Origin of the sequence: Arthrobacter globiformis, from assembly GCF_046536215.2 — a bacterium.
Taxonomy (GTDB): Bacteria; Actinomycetota; Actinomycetes; order Actinomycetales; family Micrococcaceae; genus Arthrobacter; species Arthrobacter globiformis_E.
In genome coordinates, this window is the sequence record NZ_CM143421.1 from 1,410,905 (window position 1) to 1,431,080 (window position 20,176).

Below are 20,176 nucleotides of genomic sequence, written 5' to 3' on the forward strand. Positions count from 1 at the left end.
CCACGGTGCGGTCGGCTCCGGCCGCAGGGACCGGCCCGGAATCAGTTGAGGAAGTGTTCCCTGAGCTGGGCGTTCAGCTGGCCGATCTCGGTGAGGAACCCGTCGTGGCCGATCGGTGAATCGATCATGTGCACGTCGACGTTCCCGGGCAGGGCCTCGGCGAGTTCCAGCGTCTGGGCGGGAAAGTACAGCCGGTCCGTCTCCACGGCGGCCACGAAGAAGTCGGCCGTGGCCCGGGCCAGGGCTTCCTTCAGCGTCCCCCGCCCGCGGGTGACGTCATGGCTCATGAGTGCTTCCGTCAGGGCGATGTAGCTGTTGGCGTCGAAGCGCCGGACCAGCTTGTTGCCCTGGTGGTCGAGGTAGCTCTCCACCTGGTACCGGCCGCGACCTGCCAGGGCGTCGGCCTGCAGCGGCTCTTCGGGGGCCTGGGCGTTCCTGCCGAACCGGAAATCAAGCTCGAAGGCGGACCGGTAGGTGATGTGGGCAATCCGCCGGGCGAGCGCCAGGCCCTCCGCGGGTTCCTGGCCGCCGTAATAGTCGCCGCCGTTGAAGTGGCGGTCCTGCCGGATGGCCAGGGTCTGCGCCTGCGCGAAGGCGATTTGTTCGGCCGTGCTCCTGGCGCCGACGGAGATGACACCGCAGCGGCGCACCCGCTCCGGGAAAGTCACTGCCCATTCGAGCGCTCGTGCCCCGCCCATGGATCCGCCCACCACGGCGTGCCAGCTGCCGATGCCGAGCCGGTCGGCGAGCCTCGCCTCGGCAACGGTCGAGTCCCGGAGCGTCACCAGCGGAAAGCGTGAGCCCCACGGCTTGCCGTCCGGGGCGGTCGACGACGGTCCGGTGGACCCGTAACAGCCGCCCAGGATGTTGATGGAAATGACAAAGAACCTGTCAGTGTCCGCCGGCGCACCCGGCCCGGCGAGCTGCTCCCACCAGCCCTCCTCGTCACCGGCACCCCGGGTCACGTGGGTGCTGCCGGTGAGGGCATGCTGAACGAGGATGGCGTTGGAGCCGTCCTCGTTGAGCGTTCCCCAGGTTTCGTAGGCCAGGGTCACGTCCGGCAGGAATCCTCCGGCCTCGAGCTCGAGGCTGCCGATGTTGAGGTACTGGACAGTGCCCTCAGGAACAGTGCGGCCCTCGGGAACTACGCTGCCGTCCGGAACTACAGTGCCGTCCGGGGCCTCGGCGGCGGGTACGTCGGTGCTGCTGACAGAAATAGTCATAGGTAAACCTCTTCTACGCGCTTGCCCGCCGGCAGCTGTCCGGCAGGCCAGGTCTTCACCCGGGGCACCCCACCGCGGAAGGAGGGTTGCCGGCCAGCAAGCCGGGGCTGTCGCTGGCACTCATGACCTGTTGCCCAGTTTACGAAACAGGCGGACATCTGCGCGAAGAATGTGACGGCTGTGTGACTCCCGGCCCGCGGACGGGCCGGGAGCGCCACCGGGACAGCCTGCATCAGGCGGCTTTCGCCGCCCGGAATCCGGCGTCGAGGTCAGCCAGGATGTCGTCAATGTGCTCCAGGCCCACCGACAGCCGGACCAGGCCCGGGGCCACCCCGGCCACGCTCTGCTGTTCCGGAGTCAGCTGCCTGTGCGTGGTCGACGCCGGGTGGATGACGAGAGAACGGACGTCGCCGATGTTCGCCACGTGGGAGTGCAGTTCCAGGGCATCCACGAAGCGCTTGCCTGCCTCGGCGCCGCCGGTCACGGTGAAGGACACCACCGCGCCGGTGCCTTTTGGCCCATACTTCCGGCCGCGCTCATACCAGGGGCTGGACGGCAGCCCGGCGTACGCCACGGACTCCACATCGTCCCGGGCTTCCAGCCAGCCGGCGACGGCCACCGCGTTGGCCACGTGGCGCTCCACCCGCAGGCTCAGTGTTTCCAGGCCCTGCGCGATGAGGAAGGCATTGAACGGGGACACCGCGGAACCCAGGTCGCGAAGCAGCTGGACCCGCGCCTTGAGAATGTAGGACAGGTTGGCCCCCAGGGCCCCGCCGGCGCCGAGGTCGCGGGCGTAGACCAGGCCATTGTAGGTGGGGTCCGGCGTATTGAAGCCCGGGAAGCGCTCCGGATCCGCGCCGAAGTCGAAGTTGCCCGAATCCACGATGACACCGGCAATGGCGGCGCCGTGGCCGCCCAGATATTTGGTGGCCGAGTGCACCACGATGTCCGCACCCCACTCGAGCGGCCTGATGAGGTACGGCGTGGACAGCGTATTGTCCACGATGAGCGGCAGGCCGGCCTCGTGCGCGGTCCGGGCAACGCCTTCGATGTCCAGGACGTCCTGCCGGGGGTTGGAGACCACCTCGGCAAAGAAGAGCTTGGTATTCGGCTGCACCGCGTCGCGCCACTGCTCCAGGTTGTCCGGGTCGGCCACGAAGGTGACTGATACGCCGAACTTCTTCAGGGTATGTGCCAGCAGGTTGTAGGTGCCGCCGTAGAGGCTGGGGCTGGCCACCACGTGGTCGCCGGCCTCGGCGATGTTCAGGATGGCGTACGTTTCTGCGGCCTGGCCGGAGCTCAGGAGCAGCGCGGCAAGCCCACCCTCCAAGCTGGCGATCCGCTGCTCAACGGCGTCCTGGGTCGGGTTGCCGATCCGGGTGTAGATGGGCGCGATCTCGGCGAGCGCGAAGCGGTCCGCCGCGCTTTCGGCGCTGGGGAAGACGAACGACGTGGTCTGGTAGATCGGCAACGACCGGGCGCCGGTGGCATTGTCCGGCACCTGGCCGGCGTGGATCTGGCGGGTTTCGAATGACCATGCGTTGGACATGCAGGCTCCTCTGCTCAAGGGGCATGTGCTGGTCCCGGCACAGGCCCGCGCTTGCCGCACGGCGGGCGCCGCGCAGCCAGGTCCTCACCCGGGGCACCCCGCCGCGGTGGAGGGTTGCCGGCCAGCGAGCCGGGGCCTTCTTCGCTGGCACTCATGACCTGCGATCAGTGTAGGAATGGCCCTGTTACGCCGACAGCTTTGTGACGAATTTCGTCAAAGTATGGACTTTTCGCAATGTTAGGCAACCCTAAGCTGAGAGCCCCGTCACAAAGTGCCAAGATGAGGGCATGCGCATGGATCACGTCTCTTACGCCTGTGAACACGATGGCCTCGCGGCCACCACCGAACGTATCTCCTCTGCCCTCGGCGTCGAAGCCGTAAAGGGCGGAGTGCACCCCCGGTTTGGAACCCGGAACATGATTATTCCGCTGGCCGGCCACAAGTACCTTGAGGTCGTTGAGGTCCTGGACCACCCGGCGTCGGACAAGGCACCGTTCGGCCAGGCCGTCCGGGCCCGGTCCGCGGCGGGCGGCGGCTGGATGGGCTGGTGCGTCGAAGTTGACGACCTCGCCCCCTTCGAGGAGCGGCTTGGCCGCTCCGCCGTGAACGGCAACCGCAAGTTCCCTGACGGCCGGGAGCTGGTCTGGAAGCAGATTGGCATCCTGGGCCTGATCGCGGACCCGCAGGTTCCGTACATGCTGAAGTGGGAGGGGGATCCGGGCCTGCACCCGTCCAACGCCTATGACAGCAATGTGAAGATGTCCAGCCTCACGATCGCGGGCTCTGCCGAGCGCGTGACCGAGTGGCTTGGCGAGCCGGTTGAACGGCCGCTGGAGGATGTCGCCGTGAACTGGGTGGCCCCGCACGGTACGCCGGGGATCCTCTCCGTCACGTTCGAAACCGCCGCGGGCGCCGTCACCATCTGACGCTCTCCGCCTTCACTTCGGCCGCCATCAGCGGGTGCCAACGACGTCACCCGCCGATGGCGGCCGAATCATTTTTAACGGCTGAACGCTAACCGGGGACCAGGGGCCCGGGCCCGGTTAACCCGTGACAGGGTGGCCCAGGCCGGTTAGCCCGGCCCGCTTAGCCCAGGCCGACGGCTTTGCCGAACAGGCTGAACCCGACGAACGCGACGATGTCCAGCAGCGCGTGCGCGATCACGAGCGGCATCACCCGGCGGGTTTTGGTGTAGACCCACGCAAAAACCACGCCCATGATGGCGTTTCCAATGAACGGCCCGAACCCCTGGTACAGGTGGTAGCTGCCGCGAAGCATCGAGGACACAAAGATCGCCAGGGGCATGGACCAGCCGAACTTGCCGAACCGGTCCAGCAGGTAGCCCACCACAATGACTTCCTCCACGATCGCGTGGCGCACCGCGGACAGGACCAGCACGGGCACCGTCCACCAGTAGGCGTCCAGGCCGCTGGGGATGATCGCCGTCGTAATGCCCAGCGCGCGACCCGCGGCGTAAAGGCCCAGCGACGGGATGCCGATCAGGGCGGCCAGGCCGAGCCCCTGCAGCAGGTCCTTGCCTGGCCGGGCGAGGTTGAATCCCAGCTTCCGGAACGCGGAGCCGGAGTCATGCCCGGCCCCGGACTTCGGCTGGCGCTGGTCGGTCAGGAAGTAGATCACCAGCAGGACCGGCACCAAGGCGAAGATGATGTCCAGCAGCTGGTAGGTCAGGTCGAAATACTCGCGGGTGCTTTGCGACCTGTTCAGCGTGGAGGTACCCTGCGCCAGCGGCGCCCGGGTCATTTTGTCCAGCAGCTGCACCACGGAGTAGACGGCGGACTGCCCCAGCGACAAGCCAAGGACAATCCATACTTCGAACCGCAGCCGGCGGCGGGAGGGAACCAACATAGTCCTATCTTGCCTGTACCTGCTGGTACTTTCCTGTCAGCCCGTCGGTTCCTGTCCGGCCGGAGGCTGACCCTATGCTGGGGAACTATGAGCGCTCCCGGGAAAATCATCATGATCCGGCACGGCCAGTCCGCGGCCAACGCGGACACCTCCATCTACAACAGGGTGCCCGACTACCGGATTCCGCTGACTGAGCTGGGGCTGGAGCAGGCGAAGGCCGCCGGGGAGCGCATCCGCCGCGAGCTGGACGGCCGGCAGGTCAGCGTTTACGTGTCCCCGTACCTGCGCGCCTACCAGACGCTCGAGGCGCTGAACCTTGGCCCGCTGACGGAACGGGTGATCGAGGAGCCGCGGCTGCGGGAGCAGGACTGGGCCAACTTCCAGCTTTCCGGCGACATCGAGGACCAAAAGGAACTCCGCAACGCCTACGGCCACTTCTTCTACCGCTTCCGGGAGGGAGAGTCCGGCTCCGACGTCTACGACCGGATCTCCTCCTTCATGGAAACCCTGTACCGGCACTGGTCCAAGCCGGACTACTCCCCCAACGCCCTGCTGGTGACGCACGGCCTGACCATGCGCCTGTTCTGCATGCGGTGGTTCCACTGGTCGGTGGAGTACTTCGAGTCGCTGAACAACCCCGAAAACGCCGAGGTCCGCATGTTGGTTCAAAACAGCCTGGGCAAGTACGAACTCGACACGCCCTTCACCCAGTGGGTGGACCGCAGGGTGGACGAAACGGTGCTGGACGCCCCGCCGGTGATCTTCTAGGCGGCGTCTTCCCCGTTAATCGGCGAGTTGCCCGTCAGGCGCCGGCCACGATCACTTCGGTGCCGCGCGCCTCGAACGCGGCCTTGTCCGCCGCGGAAATGCCCGAGTCGGTGATGAGCCGCGTGAAGTTGTAGCCGTCCATGGTGGCGAACGCCCGGCGGCCCACCTTGGAGGAATCCGCGATCACGTAGGAGACGCTGGCGCGGCTGGCCAGCAGGGCGTTGACCGTTGCCTCGGCCTCGCCGGTGTTGGTGGGCCCCACTTCGGCGTCGACGCCGTTGACCCCAATAAAGGCAATGTCCAGCACCACCTTCTGCATGATGATGTCCGTGTACGGGCCCACGAGCTCATAGGACCGGGTGTTGAGGATGCCGCCGGTCACCATCACCTTGATGTTGGGGCGGACGGCAAGCTGGGAGGCGATGTTGATGGCGTTGGTGACCACCGTGAGGGTGGGCTGGTTCGACGGCGAGTTCAGGTCTTCGCGGGTGGCCAGGATCTGCGCCAGGGCAGTGCTCGTGGTGCCGCCGCACAGCCCGATCACCATGCCCGGGGCGATGAGCGCCGATGCGGCGAGGGCGATCTCCTGCTTGGCCACGGCGTGGTCGTCCCTGTTGTACCTGCCGGGAAGGTCGTACGCCAGGGCGCCGGTGGTGGCGCCGCCGCGGGTCCGCGTCAGCAGCCGCCGCTTGGCCAGACTGTCCAGGTCACGCCGGGCGGTCGCCGGCGATACGCCGAGCCGGGTGACGATTTCCTCGACCTCCACCTGGCCGGCCTCGGCAAGGAGATCAAGAATGGCCGTCAGTCGGTCGGTGCGGGTCATGCAGGGCCTTTCGGGATCCTAAAACGTCACGGAAAATGACGCTTTTTGATTGTATCAGACCCCTAATGATCATTTTGCGTCACCGCACACGGCCGATGACCCCGCCTGACACTACCGTGCACGCACCCCTGCGCGCCAAACGGCGTGCGTGAGCGGCATGCCGGGCCGGTAAGCCAGGTGGGTGGCCGACGGGGCGTTGAGGAGATGCAGGTCTGCCCGGTGTCCGACGGCGATGGAGCCCACCGCCCGTTCGCCGTCGACGTCGTTCCCGGACTCGCGCTGCAGCGCCAGGGCGCCGCCGTACGTCGCCGCCCGGACGGCCTCGTGGACGCTCAGGCCCATCTGGAGGACGGCGGTGGTGACGCAGTACGCCATGGAACTCGTGTAGGACGTGCCGGGGTTGCAGTTGGACGCGAGCGCCACTGGCACGCCGGCATCCAGCAGTTGCCGGCCGGGCGCCAGCGGCTGGCGGGTGGAGAGGTCGCAGGCCGGGAGGCAGGTGGCCACGGTTCCCCGCGTGCCCGTTCCCGCTGCGGCGTCCCAGCCGGACCAGCCGGCGGCGAGGGCTGCGATGTCTTGCCCGGACAGGTAGTTGACGTGGTCCACGCTCGCCGCGCCGAACTCCACCGCGAGGCGGACGCCGGCGCCGTGCCCCAGCTGGTTGCCGTGTACCCGCAGCCCCAGCCCGGCGTCGCGGCAGGCCTGCAGCACGGCGCGGGACTGCTCCTCCGTAAAGGCGCCCTTTTCGCAGAACACGTCGGCCCAGCCGACATAGGGAAGGACGGCGTCCAGCATCGGACCGCAGGCGAGCTTGGTGTACTCGTCGGGATCCAGGCCGGCCGGCACCAGGTGCGCGCCCAGATAGGTGACCTCGTCCGCCACGGTCGAGGCGATCCGGGCGCTCCTGGCTTCCTGCTCGACATCCAGGCCGTAGCCGGTTTTCGTCTCAAAGTACGTCGTGCCCTGCGACACGGCCTCGGCAATGCGGCCCTGGGCCAGCCTCGTGAGGTCGTAGTCGGCGGTGTTCCGGGTGGCCTCGGTGGTGACGGCGATGCCGCCGGCGCTGTACTCCTCCCCCGCCATCCGCGCCTCGAACTCGGCCGTCCGGTCGCCGGCGAAGATCAGGTGCGTGTGGGAGTCCACCCAGCCGGGCAGCAGGGCCCGGCCGCCGGCATCCACGGCGTCGTCGGCAGCCGGGGCCTCCGAGGCCTGGCCGATCCAGGAGACCCGTTCCCCCTCGATCACCACTGCCGCGTCCTTGAGGACGCGGTGCTCCGCGTCCTGGGTCATCAGTTCGGCAATGTTGGTGATCAGCGTGCTCATGGATCCATTCTTCAGCGCCGGATGGACCAGCGTGTGGCAGCCAGCGCATCCGCCGTCCGGGATACCGGACCGGCGCCGCTGTATTGCCCCGCGCCGGCGCCAGGTCCGGCACTGGCATGGGCATCCGGGCCGGCAAGGATCTGGGCGGCGGCCAGTTCAGCGATGCCGGACGACGTCTGGAAACCGTAGCCGCCCTGGCCGGCGAGCCAGTAGAAGCCGCGGGCCTCGGCGTCGAACCCTACTACCGGGACGCCGTCGGCCGCCTCGGTGCGCAGGCCGGTCCAGGCCGTCCGGACGGGCCCGATCCCCAGCGTCGTCACGGTGTTGAGCCGGGCGATGAGCCGCTCCACGTCCCCGGGACGGGGACGCGCGTCCTCCGCCGGGCTGGCCACGTGTTCCGACGGCGAGATCAGCACGTCGCTGCCTTCCCTGCGGAAGTAGAAGGAATCGTCGGCGGCAGCCACCATGGGGGCGCCTTCCTGCAGCGGATGGTCGACGCCGGCAATCGCCGCCGTGCGGCGGTATGGCTGCAGGCCGATCTTCTCGACGCCACTCAGCACCGCCAGCTCGTCGGCCCAGGCGCCGGCGGCATTGACGAGGACGCCGGCAGAGAAGCCTTCCTGCCCGGCACCGATTTCCCAGCCCGATCCAAGCCGCTGGGCCGAGTGGACGCGGGCGCCGGTGATGATGTCCACGCCGGCAGCCTCGGCACGCGCCCGGTGCCTTTCCAGCAGCACCGGGGCGTCGCACCCGAAGGACCCCGTGTCCAGGCCCGCGGCGGAGAAGGACTCAGGCTTCAACGCCGGGCACAACTTGAGCGCTTCGTCATGGCTGACTAGGCGCATCTCGCCGCTGGCCTCGGCCCGCACCGCTTCGTCGTCCCCGATGAGCAGAAAGCTCCGCGGCGACAGCACGGGCCGGGACTGTCCGGCGTCGTCCCGTGCAATCAGTTCCAGGGTGCGGACGGTCAGTTCCTGCACCGCCGGCGGGCCGTAACTGGGTATCAGCTGCCGGGCCGAGCGCGAGGACGTGTGGTACGCCAGCTGCTGCTCCGCCTCCACGAGGGCAACGGTGCACTTGCCGGCCAGCGCGGAGGCAAGGGACAGCCCGGCGATCCCGCCGCCCACAATGACTACGTCGTAGGTTGATGCCATGGGCTCAATCTTTACAGATCGCCGGGCTTTTCCGGGGGCAGAGCCTATGCAGCCACCGCGTCCCGGCTCTTGACGAACGCCTGGACGCAGGTTTCGACGTCGTCGGCGCTGTGCGCGGCAGACAGCTGGACGCGGATGCGGGCGGCTCCGCGCGGCACCACGGGGAAGCTGAAGGCGGTGACGTAGACCCCGTGCTGCAGCATCTGGTCGGCCACCTTTGCCGCCAGCACGGCGTCGCCGAACATGACCGGCACGATGGCGTGCTCGCCGTCCAGCAGTTCGAAGCCCTCCTCCGTCATCCGGCGGCGGAACAGCTCAGCGTTCCGGAACAGGCTGGCCCGCAGTTCACCGGAGGTCTGCACGAGCTCCAGCGCCTTGATGGTGGCCGCCACGATGGCCGGCGCGAGGGAGTTGGAGAAGAGGTAGGGGCGGGCTTTCTGCCGGAGCATGGCCACCACTTCGCCGCGGCCGGACACGTAGCCGCCGGACGCGCCGCCCAGCGCCTTCCCGAAGGTGCCGGTGAAGATGTCCACCCGGTGGGCAACGCCGGCGTGCTCGGGGGTCCCGGCACCGGTGGCCCCCATGAACCCGACGGCGTGGGAGTCATCCACCATCACCAGGGCGTCGTGCTTCTCGGCGAGGTCACAGATGGCCTCCAGCGGGGCCAGGTAGCCGTCCATGGAGAAGACGCCGTCGGTGACGATGATCTTCCGCCGGGCGTCCTTCGCCTCCACTAGCTTCGCCTCCAGGTCGGCCATGTCCTGGTTGGCGTAGCGGAACCGCTGTGCCTTGCAGAGCCGGATGCCGTCGATGATCGAGGCGTGGTTCAGCGCGTCGGAGATGATGGCGTCCTCGGGGCCGAAGAGCGACTCGAAAACACCGCCGTTGGCGTCGAAGCAGCTGGAGAACAGGATGGTGTCCTCCGTGCCCAGGAATTTCGAGACCGCGGCTTCCAGCTCGAGGTGCAGGTCCTGGGTGCCGCAAATGAACCGGACGCTGGCCATGCCGAAGCCGCGCTCGTCCATGGCGGCCTTGGCCGCGGCGATGATCTCGGGGTGGTCGGCCAGGCCCAGGTAGTTGTTGGCGCAGAAGTTCAGGACCGGCGAGCCGGACTCACCGATCTGCCCGGCCGTGATGTGGCTGGCCTGGGCAGAGTCGATGTGCCGCTCGGTCTTGTAGAGGCCTGCAGTGCGGATGTCGTCCAGCTCGGCGGCGAGCTGGTCTTTGATGGCTGAGTACATGGCGGGTTCTCCTCGGCTGGGAAACTGTCAGAAACTGTGGACGGATTAGGTCCGGAATTTGGGGCCTGATCTTCGGGCCGGGGTGCGGGTCAGACTTCCGACCAGTCGAGCACCACTTTGCCGCCGACGCCAGCCTTTGCGATCTCGAAGCCCTTCTCCCACTGGGCGGCCGGCAGCACGTCGGTGACCACGGCGGAGATGCTGGCGTGCACCGCCGGGTTGGAGGACAGCATGGCGCTCATGGCGTACCAGGTCTCGAACATCTCGCGGCCGTAGATGCCCTTCAGGGTCAGCATGTGCGTGACCACCTTGCCCCAGTCGATGTCGATGGACTGGCTGGGAAGGCCCAGCATGGCGATGCGTCCGCCGTGGTTCATGTTGTCGATCATCTCCGGCAGCGCCGTGGGATGGCCGGACATCTCCAGCCCGATGTCGAAGCCCTCGCGCATGCCGAGCTCCCGCTGCGCTTCCCGGACGCGCGTCTTGGAGACGTCGATGGCCAGGTCCACGCCGAGCTGCCGGGCGAGCTCCAGCCGCGGTGCGGAGACGTCGGTGATGGCGATCTTGCGGGCGCCGGCGTGGCGGGCCACGGCGATGGCCATGAGGCCGATCGGTCCGGCGCCGGTGATCAGCACGTCCTCGCCCACCAGCGGGAAGCTCAGCGCGGTGTGGACGGCGTTGCCGAACGGGTCGAAGATGGCGCCGAGCTCGGGTGTGACGGACGGGTCCTGGTGCACCCAGACGTTCGTTTCCGGGATGACGACGTACTCGGCGAATGCCCCGTCCCGCTGCACGCCCACGCTGACCGTGTGGATGCACATCTGGCGGCGGCCGGCGCGGCAGTTGCGGCAGATCCCGCAGACGATGTGGCCTTCGCCGGACACCCGGTCGCCCACTTTGACGTAGCGCACGTCCTCGCCCGTGGCCACGACCTCGCCGTAGAACTCGTGCCCGGCGATCAGCGGCGCCTCGATGATGCCCTGCGCCCAGGCGTCCCAGGACTGGATGTGCAGGTCCGTTCCGCAGATGCCGGTGGTCAGCACGCGGATCTTGACCTCGCCGGATCCCGCCTCGGGTTCCGGGCGGTCGGTCAGTTCAAACCCGGCGTGTGCGCCGGACTTGTAGAGGGCCTTCATTGGCTTCCTAACGTTCGGCATGCGGTGGCATGCGGGGAATTCTCCCTTCATTAGAGCCACTTCAGACCCGTTAGCACAAGGGGAATTTTCTCAATCGACGATTAAGGAAACGCTAAGGAATAGGATGGACGGCATGGAGATCCACCAGCTCGAAATGCTGCGGGAACTTGGCGCGCTGGGAAGCGTCAAGGCCGTGGCCGATACCCTGCTCGTCACGCCGTCGGCCGTCTCCCAGCAGCTGGCCCAGCTGCAGAAAAGCGTCGAGGTGCCGCTGACGCGCAAGGAGGGCCGGAACCTGGTCCTCACGGAGGCCGGCCAGGTGCTGGCCGACGCGGGTGCCGCCGTCGTCAGTGCCATGGCCGACGCGCGGATGGCGATCGGCGCGTACCACAGCTCCACGGTGGCGCCGGTGACGGTGAGCGGTTTCCACAGCGCGGGGCAGGCGCTGTTTGCGCCGCTGGCCCGGCTGCTGGACGGCCCGGACAAGCCGAAGGTGCTGCTCTCCGACGAGGATGTGGCGCAGCAGGATTTCCCGGCGCTGACGGCACGGTACGACCTGGTGCTGGCGCACCGGATGGACCACAGTCCCAAGTGGCCGGAGGAAAGGGTGGCGGTGATTCCGCTGGCGCACGAGCCGCTGGATGTGGCGCTGCCGGCGGGCCACCGGCTGGCCGGGCAGGTGGCGCTGACGGCGTCCGACGTCGTCGGCGAACCCTGGGTGACCAGCCGCGCCGGATACTCCCCCGCGGACGTGCTGTCCGCCGTCGCCGCGGTGTCCAGCCGGGAGCTGAACATCGTGCACCGGATCAACGACTACTCCACGGTGGCGGCGCTGGTGGCGTCGGGCAGCGTGATCGGCCTGCTGCCGCGGCACACGGCCCGGCCCGTGCTGAACCCGGACATTGTGCTGCGGCCGCTGCACGGGATCAGCACCCGGCGCCGGATCGACATCCTGGCGCGCCCGGAAAACCTGAAGCGCGCCTCGGTCCGGGTGGTATGCGAGGCGCTGCAGGACATCATGTCCCGGCTCAGCCACGGATAGCGCCAGCCACGGTTAAACCCAACTGGGTCGCAGCACAGGGCGTTCTGAGCGCTCAGAAGCCCCGGTGCTGCGACCCAGTTTCGGGTGAGATGCGGCTAGGCGGTGACGCCGAGCTTCTCCAGGATCAGTTCCTTAACGCGACCGGCGTCGGCCTGGCCACGGGTGGCCTTCATGACACCGCCGACGATGGCGCCGATGGCCTGCACCTTGCCGCCGCGGATCTTCTCCGCGACGTCGGGCTGCGCGGCCAGGGCTGCGTCGATCGCTTCCAGGAGCGGGCCGTCGTCGGAGACCACGGCCAGTCCGCGCTTCTCGACGACCTCGGCCGGGGTGCCTTCGCCGGCGAGCACGCCGTCGAGGACCTGGGAGGCCATCTTGTTGTTGATCTTGCCCGCTTCCACCATCTTGCTCAGTTCCACGATGGTGGCCGGTTCGATGCCCAGCTGGCCGGGGTCAACGTCGGCGGTCTTGGCGCGGCCGACGATCTCGCCCATCCACCACTTGCGGGCCACGGACGCGGTGGCTCCGGCGGCGATGGTTTCTTCGATCTCGTCCAGCACGCCGGCGTTGACGACGTCGCGGAACTCCAGGTCCGAGTAGCCCCAGTCCTGCTTCAGCCGCTTGCGGCGCTCGGCCGGCGGCTCCGGCAGGGTGGCGCGGAGCTCCTCAACCCACTCCCGGGAGGGAACGACGGGAACCAGGTCCGGCTCCGGGAAGTAGCGGTAGTCGTCGGCGTCGGACTTTTCCCGGCCCGACGTCGTCGTGCGTGTGTCCTCGTGCCAGTGGCGGGTTTCCTGGATCACCGGCTCGCCGGACTCCAGGACGGCGGCGTGCCGCTGGATCTCGTAGCGGACGGCGTGTTCGACGGCGCGCAGCGAGTTCACGTTCTTCGTCTCGGAGCGGATGCCGAAGCGTTCCCGGCCGTGCGGGCGCAGCGAGACGTTGGCGTCGCAGCGGACGTTGCCGCGCTCCATCTTGGCGTCCGAGACGCCAAGGTTCTTGACGATTTCACGCACGGCGGCGACGTAGGCCTTGGCGAGCTCGGGGGCCCGGGAACCGGCGCCCTCGATCGGCTTGGTGACGATCTCCACGAGCGGAACGCCGGCGCGGTTGTAGTCCACCAGCGAGTATTCCGCGCCCTGGATGCGTCCGGCCGAGCCCCCCAGGTGGGTCAGCTTGCCGGCGTCCTCCTCCATGTGTGCGCGCTCGATCTCGACGCGGAACACGGTGCCGTCCTCGAGTTCGATGTCCAGGTAGCCGTCATACGCGATCGGCTCATCGTACTGGGACGTCTGGAAGTTCTTCGGGGTGTCCGGGTAGAAGTAGTTCTTCCGGGCGAAGCGGCAGGATTCGGCGATCTTGCAGTTCAGCGCCAGGCCGATCTTGATGGAGGACTCCACCGCGGTCCTGTTCACCACCGGCAGGACGCCGGGCATGCCCAGGTCCACCTCGTTGACGTTGGTGTTGGGCTCGTCGCCGAACACGTTGGGCGCGGAGGAGAACATCTTGGTCTTGGTGTTGAGCTCCACGTGGACCTCGAACCCCAGGACGGGATCGTACTTCTCCATGGCCTCTTCGAAGCTCAGGATTGCGTCAGTGCTCATTATTTTGCCTCCTGGGTTTCGACAAGCTCAGCCAACGACGGGGCCTTGTCCAGCAGCGGACCGCCCCACTTCGCTTCCAGCAGGGATTCAAGGACAGCGCCCACCCGGTAGAGGCGGGCGTCCTCGCGGGCCGGCGCCAGCAGCTGGATGCCGACGGGCAGCCCGTCCTCGTCGGCCAGGCCGCCGGGCAGGGACAGGCCGGGGACACCGGCCATGTTGGCGGGGATGGTGGCGACGTCGTTGAGGTACATCGCCAGCGGGTCATCCAGCTTCTCGCCCAGCTTGAACGCCGTGGTGGGCGCGGTGGGGGAAATCAGGACGTCGGCTTTGGCGAAGGCAGCCTCGAAGTCGCGCTGGATGAGCGTACGGACCTTCTGGGCCGACCCGTAGTAGGCGTCGTAGTAGCCGGCGGACAGCGCGTACGTGCCCAGGATGATGCGGCGCTTGACCTCGTCGCCGAAACCGGCGGCGCGGGTGGCGCCCATGACACGCTCGATGGTCATGGGCGGGTCCTCGGGGAGCACGCGCAGGCCGTAGCGGACACCGTCGAACTTGGCCAGGTTGGAGGAGGCCTCGGACGGCATGATCAGATAGTAGGCGCCCAGGGCGTACTGGAAGTTGGGGCAGGACACCTCAACGATTTCCGCGCCGGCCTCCTTGAGCAGCTCGAGCGACTCGTTAAAGCGGTTCTCGACGCCGGCCTGGTAGCCCTCGCCGTGGAGTTCCTTGATGATGCCGATCTTCATGCCGTCCACGTTGCCGAGGCGCGCCGCGGCCACGAGGTCGCCCACCGGGTCCGGCAGCGAGGTGGAGTCGTGCGGGTCGTGGCCGCCGATGACCTGCTGCAGCAGCGCCGAGTCCAGGACGGTGCGCGAAACCGGGCCGATCTGGTCCAGCGAGGATGCCATGGCGATGGCACCGTAGCGGGACACGCCGCCGTAGGTGGGCTTGACGCCCACGGTGCCGGTGACGGCGCCGGGCTGGCGGATGGATCCGCCGGTGTCGGTGCCGAGCGCCAGCGGCGCTTCGAAGGCTGCGACGGCGGCAGCGGAGCCGCCGCCCGAACCGCCGGGGATGCGGTCCAGGTCCCACGGGTTGCGGGTGGGGCCGAAGGCCGAGTGCTCGGTGGAGGAGCCCATGGCGAACTCGTCCAGGTTGGTCTTGCCGAGGATCGGCATCTTGGCGGCGCGCAGCTTCTTGACGACGGTGGCGTCGTACGGGCTGTGCCAGCCTTCGAGGATCCTGGAGCCGGCCGTGGTGGGCTGGCCGATGGTGACGATGAGGTCCTTGACGGCGATGGGGACGCCGGCGAGCTCGTGCAGCTCCTCGGCGGCCTGCCCGCCGGCGGCGCGGATGGCGTCCACCTCGGCGGCGACGGCGAGTGCTTCCTCGGTGTTGACATGCAGGAACGCGTTGACGCCGCGTTCTCCCCCGTCGACGGCGGCGATGCGGTCCAGGTGCGCCTGGGTGACCTCGACGGCGGTGACCTCACCGGCGGCGAGCTTCGCGGCCAGCTGGGCTGCGGAAAGCCGGATGAGTTCCGTGCTGTTGGTTTCAGTCATGTTCTAGTCCTCATCCAGGATTGCCGGGACCTTGAAGCGGTCTGCGTCCGAGTCCGGAGCGCCGGAGAGTGCCTGCTCCGCGGTGAAGGTGTGGCCCACCTCGTCCTCGCGGAACACGTTGCTCAGCGGAATCGGGTGCGAAGTGGCCGGAACGCCGTCACCGGCGGCCTCACTCACGGACTTAACCGCGTCTACGATGACGGCGAGTTCGCCGGCCATCCTGTCCAGCTCTTCAGCACTCATCTCAATGTGCGCGAGCCGCGCTAGGTGCGCGACGTCGTCACGGTTGATCGCAGCCATGGATCTCCCTGCAAGTTCGGAATGGGTTTCCGAACTAGTCTACTGTCACGTTGCCCTGCCGGTTTCCTGCTACTCACCTTCCGGCCCCGGGCCGGACATCCTCCGCGTGCTCGCTCGTACACCCCGCCGTTCCCTCCCCTCGCAAGCTCGGGCAGGGAACCCGACGGCGGGGCACTCGCTTAGACGCACGCTTCCGGATATCCGTCCCGTTGCCGGCGTGCCCATCTCACTTTCAGCGTCCCAGCACAACGAAAAGCAGAGTGCGGGAGTCATTCCGCACTCTGCTTTCCTTTTGTTTATTTGTCCTGTACGGGGCTTCTCTATCCGGTACCGGAGCCCCTAGTGGATGCCGATTGCTCCTGTCAGCATTCCTACTCCTAGCATTACCAGGGCTACGACTGCGCTGCGCCAGAGGACCTTTTTGTGGTGGTCGCCCAGGTCTACCTTGGCCAGGGAGACCAGGAGGAGGATGGCGGGGACCAGCGGGCTCTGCATGTGGAACGGCTGGCCGGTGATGGAGGCGCGGGCCATCTCCGCGGCGCTGATGCCGTAGTGGGCGGCCGTCTCGCTCAGGACGGGCAGCACGCCGAAGTAGAACGCGTCGTTGCTCATGAAGAACGTCATGGGGATGCTGAGGACACCGGTGATGACTGCCATGAGCGGGCCCATGCTGGACGGGATGATCTGCACCAGCCAGGCGGACATGGCCTCGACCATGCCGGTGCCCTTCAGGACGCCGGTGAGGACAGCGGCGGCCATCACCATGCTGACGACGGCGACGATCGACGGCGCGTGGGCAATGAGCTGTGCGCCTTGGTCCTTGACGTGCGGGAAGTTCACCAGCAGTGCGATGGCGGAGCCCACCATGAAGACGTACGGCAGGGGCACGAGGTCGGCTACGAGCATGCCCATGACGGCAACGGTGAGGGCCAGGTTGAACCACTGCAGCTTGGGGCGCAGGGTCTTGCGGTTGGGGTCCAGGGCGGTGTCGGCCATGGCGGTGTCGGTGTCGTCCACCAGGATCTCGGTGCGCTCCAGGACGGCAACCGACGAACCTTCAGGGGAACCGCCGACGGCGGGGCCGCCCTTTGCGGGAACAGGTGCGGAACCACGGCCCGAACCACCGCGGCCGGTGCGGCCGGAGCCGGCGGGAGTACCGCCGTCGAACCCTTCAGCCGTTTCCGGCGTTCCCCAGATCTCCGGCTGCGTGGCGCGGAGGCGGTTGCGTTCCTGCAGGCCCAGGATCCAGGCGAAGACCAGGACGACGGCGAGGCCGGCGACCAGCGACGGAATCATGGGGACGAAGACCTCGTTGACGTCGATCTTCAGGGCGCTGGCGGCGCGGGCGGTGGGGCCGCCCCAGGGAACGATGTTCATGGTGCCGTTGGCCAGGCCGGCGACGCAGGTCAGGACTACCGGGCTCATCTTCAGGCGGAGGTAGATCGGCAGCATGGCGGCGGTGGTGAGGATGAAGGTGGTGGAGCCGTCGCCGTCGAGGGAAACGGCAGCGGCCAGCAGCGCGGTGCCCAGGACCACCTTGGCGGGGTCATTGCCGAGCTTGCGCAGGATGAACCTGACCAGCGGGTCGAACAGCCCGACGTCGATCATCAGGCCGAAGTAGATGATGGCGAACATCAGCAGCGCCGCGGTGGAGGTCATGGACTTCATTGAGTCCATCACCATGTCACCGATGCCAAGGCCGGCTCCGGCGAAAAGACCGAAAACGGTGGGGACGATGATCAGCGCCAGCACTGGCGTCAACTTCTTCGTCATGATCAGCACCATGAAAACCGCGATCATGGCGAATCCAAGTAATACCAGCACAGCCGGCTCCTTTTAGTGAACGGCACCACCCCGGTGTGATGCGTACTACAGAGGTTAGAGTGGCCCCGGTCACGGCAGTGCCTTTGGCTCAATTGATTGGCATACTGCTTATTGGGAGCATTTTGCGCATTTTGCTCAAACGCACTGCTGCCAGCCTGAAACGCCATCCTGCAGCCCGTCCGACCCGCAAAGGAGTGCCATGAAGAGCCCCGCCGGCAGGCTTCCGCTCAGGTTCTCCACCCAGACGCTGCTCCTGCAGCTGGGCGTGGTTCTGCTCGTTGTGCTCCTGAGCGGCGCGGTGCATGCGTGGCTGACCTTCGAACGGCTGGGCCGCGAGGCGGAAAACCAGGCACTGACCCTGGCCCGGACCGTGGCGTCGGACCCTTCGGTGCGCGCCAACGTGCAGGCCATCAGCCGGCAGGCGGGCACTCCCCCGCCCGCGGAGCTGAAGGCCGGGCCGCTCATGGCGGTGGCCGAGGGCGCCCGCACCCGCACCGGTGCCCTGTTCGTGGTGATCACCGACGAGACAGGGCTGCGGCTGGCCCATCCCGACGCCGACCGGCTGGGTGAGCGGGTCAGTACAGACCCGTCCGAGGCGCTTGCCGGCCGCGAGGTGACCACCCGCAATACCGGAACGCTGGGCCCGTCGGCCGGGGCGAAGGTCCCGGTGTTCGCGCCGGACGTATCTTCCGGTACCGGCCCCCGGACTGTCGTTGGCGAGGTGAGCGTTGGCTATTCCACCGAGTCCATCGGGCAGAGCCTGGCCCGGGACATCGTGCCGATCGTGCTGACCGCGGCCGGCTCGCTGGCTGCCGGGGTCCTGGCGTCCTTCCTGCTCAGGCGCCGGCTGCAGCGGCTCACGCTCGGGCTGGAACCGGAGGAAATCGGCGCGCTGGTGCATGACCAGGTGGCGGTCCTCGAGGGCGTGGACGAGGGCGTGGTGGGCATCTCCGCCGACGGCCGGATCAGCGTGTTCAACGCCGCAGCCCAGCGCCTCCTCGGCCAGCCCGACCTCGCCGGTCAGCTCTGGCAGGACGCACCGGTACCGGCCCGGCTCAAGGCCCTGACCCTGCCCGATGCCCGGGAGGGCGAGGCGGTGGAACTCGTGGCCGGCGAACAGGTTCTCGTCGCCAGCGCCCGGAAGGCGCTCCACCGCCGCGAAGACCTGGGCTGGGTGGTCATGCTGCGCGACCGCACGGAGCTCCAGCACCTGACCCGGCAGCTCGACGCCGTGGGAACCATGTCCACCGCCCTGCGTGCCCAGCGGCATGAGTTCGCCAACCAGCTGCACACGATCGCCGGGTTCATGAGTATCGGCCAGCACCAGCAGGCGCGCGACTACCTGGAACGGCTCGCCGCCACCGGTCCGCTGAAGTTCCCCGTGGACCAGGCCGAACTGCTGCAGGACCCGTATCTGCAGGCGTTCATCGGCGCGAAGGGCGTGGAGGCCGACGAGCGCGGGGTATCGTTGCGGATCGGGCCGGAAACTCTGGTGCGCGGGCAGGTGACGGAGCCGCAGGATGTCACTACGGTGCTCGGTAACCTGATCGACAACGCGGTCAACGCGGCGGTGGCCGGCACGGCCGCCGAGCGCTGGGTGGAGCTTGAGCTGCTGGACAGCGAGGGCGACGGCGGCGGTACGCTGCACGTCGTCGTCGCCGATTCCGGCGACGGGCTTCCGGACGGCGGCAATCCGGAGGCGGTGTTCGCGGAAGGATTTACGACGGCGGCCGGCAATGGTGTGCGGGGCGCGGTCCGTGCCGGGGGCGGCCAGGGGCTGGGCCTTGCCTTGGCCCGTCAGCTGGCCCGGCGGCGCGGCGGCGACGTCACGGTGCTGGAGCCGGGGAACGTCGGCGGCCCCGGCGCCGTGTTCATGGCCACGCTGCCCGGCACCACCACCGCGGCCGCCACCGCGCGGAAAGACTAATGGGCGCGTAACGACTGATGGATGCCGGACAAGGCTGAAGGATTCCCGACAAGACTGATGGAGACCGGACGGAAGGACGAGGATGTCTGAGGATTTCAGGGTGCTGATCGTGGATGACGACTTCCACGTCGCCAAGCTCCACGCTGCCTATGTGGATTCCGTGGCGGGGTTTCTGGCGTTGCCGCCGGCTGGTTCGGCATCGCTGGCGCTGCAGTCCATCCACAGCCTGCGCCCGGACCTGGTGCTGTTGGACGTGTACCTGCCGGATGCCTCCGGGCTGGACCTCCTGCACCAGCTTGACGTCGACACGATGATCCTCAGTGCGGCGTCGGATGCGGCGTCGCTGCGGACGGCGTTCCGGCGCGGCGCCCTCGGATACCTGCTCAAACCGTTCACGGCCGAGTCGCTGTCCCAGCAGCTGCGCTCCTACGCACGGTACCGGCGGATCCTTGGCCAGCCCGGAGCTCTGGACCAGGACACCGTGGAACGGGCAAAGCGGGCGCTCATTCCGGGTGACGTCTCGCCATCGGCCAAGCCCCGTTCGGCGACGGAGGCGGCAGTGCTGGAGTCGCTGGTTCCGGGCGAGCAGTACTCGGCGGCCGATGTGGCAGGGCGGGTTGGCGTGTCCCGGGCCACCGCCCAGCGGTACCTGTCCTCGCTGGCGGACGACGGCGCCGTCGAGATCCAGCTCCGTTACGGCACCACGGGCCGGCCCGAACACCGCTACGGCCTCCCGGCTTCCTAGCCTCCAGACAGCGCGAACTGGCAGGTAACGCCCGCAGAGCGGGGATTTGCGGGCATTACCTGCATGTTCGCGCACGAGGCGCCGGCGCC

At 68.0% G+C, this 20,176-nt stretch carries 17 protein-coding genes and 2 riboswitches; of the genes, 5 read left to right on the top strand and 12 right to left on the bottom strand.

Annotated features, from left to right (window positions below; translation table 11 throughout):
• Window positions 1-41: 41 nt before the first annotated feature.
• Window positions 42-1,223, bottom strand: coding sequence for a homoserine O-acetyltransferase MetX (gene metX / locus R5O87_RS06405; RefSeq protein WP_410555715.1), 1,182 nt, complete (start codon window positions 1,221-1,223; stop codon window positions 42-44).
• Between the two features lie 12 nt (window positions 1,224-1,235).
• Window positions 1,236-1,351, bottom strand: a riboswitch (SAM riboswitch).
• A gap of 104 nt (window positions 1,352-1,455) precedes the next feature.
• Complete coding sequence (locus tag R5O87_RS06410) at window positions 1,456-2,772, bottom strand: bifunctional o-acetylhomoserine/o-acetylserine sulfhydrylase (RefSeq protein ID WP_410555716.1); 1,317 nt, start codon at window positions 2,770-2,772, stop codon at window positions 1,456-1,458.
• A gap of 42 nt (window positions 2,773-2,814) precedes the next feature.
• A riboswitch (SAM riboswitch) is annotated at window positions 2,815-2,931 on the bottom strand.
• A gap of 128 nt (window positions 2,932-3,059) precedes the next feature.
• On the opposite strand from R5O87_RS06410, the gene R5O87_RS06415 reads away from it, so the two are divergent.
• On the top strand, window positions 3,060-3,698 hold the full coding sequence (locus R5O87_RS06415) for a VOC family protein (RefSeq protein WP_003802054.1): 639 nt from the start codon (window positions 3,060-3,062) through the stop codon (window positions 3,696-3,698).
• A 160-nt stretch (window positions 3,699-3,858) separates the two neighbouring features.
• Here R5O87_RS06415 and R5O87_RS06420 read toward each other — a convergent pair whose 3' ends face one another.
• Entirely contained in the window at window positions 3,859-4,638 is a 780-nt protein-coding gene (locus R5O87_RS06420; RefSeq protein WP_410555717.1) for a CPBP family intramembrane glutamic endopeptidase, read from the bottom strand.
• 87 nt (window positions 4,639-4,725) lie between these two features.
• Between R5O87_RS06420 and R5O87_RS06425 the strand changes: the two genes are divergently transcribed.
• On the top strand, window positions 4,726-5,406 hold the full coding sequence (locus tag R5O87_RS06425; protein ID WP_410555719.1) for a histidine phosphatase family protein: 681 nt from the start codon (window positions 4,726-4,728) through the stop codon (window positions 5,404-5,406).
• Between the two features lie 34 nt (window positions 5,407-5,440).
• On the opposite strand, the gene R5O87_RS06430 is transcribed toward R5O87_RS06425, so the two are convergent.
• The 5 genes from R5O87_RS06430 to tdh form a co-directional block, all read right to left on the bottom strand.
• A complete protein-coding gene (locus R5O87_RS06430; RefSeq protein ID WP_377994132.1) occupies window positions 5,441-6,229 on the bottom strand; it encodes a DeoR/GlpR family DNA-binding transcription regulator in 789 nt (262 codons plus the stop codon).
• 111 nt (window positions 6,230-6,340) lie between these two features.
• Window positions 6,341-7,552 (bottom strand): amidohydrolase family protein, encoded by a 1,212-nt coding sequence (locus tag R5O87_RS06435; RefSeq protein WP_410555720.1) that lies wholly within the window; start codon window positions 7,550-7,552, stop codon window positions 6,341-6,343.
• Window positions 7,553-7,563: 11 nt separating this feature from the next.
• Window positions 7,564-8,706: an NAD(P)/FAD-dependent oxidoreductase gene (locus R5O87_RS06440; protein WP_410555721.1), complete on the bottom strand. Its 1,143-nt coding sequence runs from the start codon at window positions 8,704-8,706 to the stop codon at window positions 7,564-7,566.
• 44 nt (window positions 8,707-8,750) lie between these two features.
• A complete protein-coding gene (locus R5O87_RS06445) occupies window positions 8,751-9,947 on the bottom strand; it encodes a glycine C-acetyltransferase (protein WP_410555722.1) in 1,197 nt (398 codons plus the stop codon).
• 89 nt (window positions 9,948-10,036) lie between these two features.
• Window positions 10,037-11,083, bottom strand: coding sequence for an L-threonine 3-dehydrogenase (tdh, locus tag R5O87_RS06450; protein WP_410555723.1), 1,047 nt, complete (start codon window positions 11,081-11,083; stop codon window positions 10,037-10,039).
• Window positions 11,084-11,216: 133 nt separating this feature from the next.
• Here tdh and R5O87_RS06455 point away from each other — a divergent pair, with 133 nt between their 5' ends.
• Window positions 11,217-12,125, top strand: a complete 909-nt coding sequence (locus R5O87_RS06455; protein ID WP_410555724.1) for a LysR family transcriptional regulator — start codon at window positions 11,217-11,219, stop codon at window positions 12,123-12,125.
• 95 nt (window positions 12,126-12,220) lie between these two features.
• Here R5O87_RS06455 and gatB read toward each other — a convergent pair whose 3' ends face one another.
• From gatB to R5O87_RS06475, 4 genes are all read right to left on the bottom strand, one after another.
• Window positions 12,221-13,729, bottom strand: coding sequence for an Asp-tRNA(Asn)/Glu-tRNA(Gln) amidotransferase subunit GatB (gene gatB, locus R5O87_RS06460; RefSeq protein WP_410555726.1), 1,509 nt, complete (start codon window positions 13,727-13,729; stop codon window positions 12,221-12,223).
• The gene (gene gatA, locus R5O87_RS06465; RefSeq protein ID WP_410555727.1) at window positions 13,729-15,291 is read right to left on the bottom strand and encodes an Asp-tRNA(Asn)/Glu-tRNA(Gln) amidotransferase subunit GatA; all 1,563 of its coding nucleotides are present in this window, start codon (window positions 15,289-15,291) and stop codon (window positions 13,729-13,731) included. Before gatA ends, gatB begins: the two co-directional genes overlap by 1 nt.
• A gap of 3 nt (window positions 15,292-15,294) precedes the next feature.
• Window positions 15,295-15,591, bottom strand: a complete 297-nt coding sequence (gatC, locus tag R5O87_RS06470) for an Asp-tRNA(Asn)/Glu-tRNA(Gln) amidotransferase subunit GatC (RefSeq protein WP_003802035.1) — start codon at window positions 15,589-15,591, stop codon at window positions 15,295-15,297.
• A gap of 339 nt (window positions 15,592-15,930) precedes the next feature.
• Window positions 15,931-17,415, bottom strand: a complete 1,485-nt coding sequence (locus R5O87_RS06475; RefSeq protein ID WP_410555728.1) for a CitMHS family transporter — start codon at window positions 17,413-17,415, stop codon at window positions 15,931-15,933.
• Window positions 17,416-17,614: 199 nt separating this feature from the next.
• Between R5O87_RS06475 and R5O87_RS06480 the strand changes: the two genes are divergently transcribed.
• Together R5O87_RS06480 and R5O87_RS06485 are read left to right on the top strand one after the other, a co-directional pair.
• Complete coding sequence (locus tag R5O87_RS06480; RefSeq protein ID WP_410555729.1) at window positions 17,615-19,342, top strand: sensor histidine kinase; 1,728 nt, start codon at window positions 17,615-17,617, stop codon at window positions 19,340-19,342.
• Window positions 19,343-19,424: 82 nt separating this feature from the next.
• Window positions 19,425-20,087 (top strand): response regulator, encoded by a 663-nt coding sequence (locus R5O87_RS06485; RefSeq protein WP_410555730.1) that lies wholly within the window; start codon window positions 19,425-19,427, stop codon window positions 20,085-20,087.
• The last annotated feature ends 89 nt before the right edge of the window (window positions 20,088-20,176 follow it).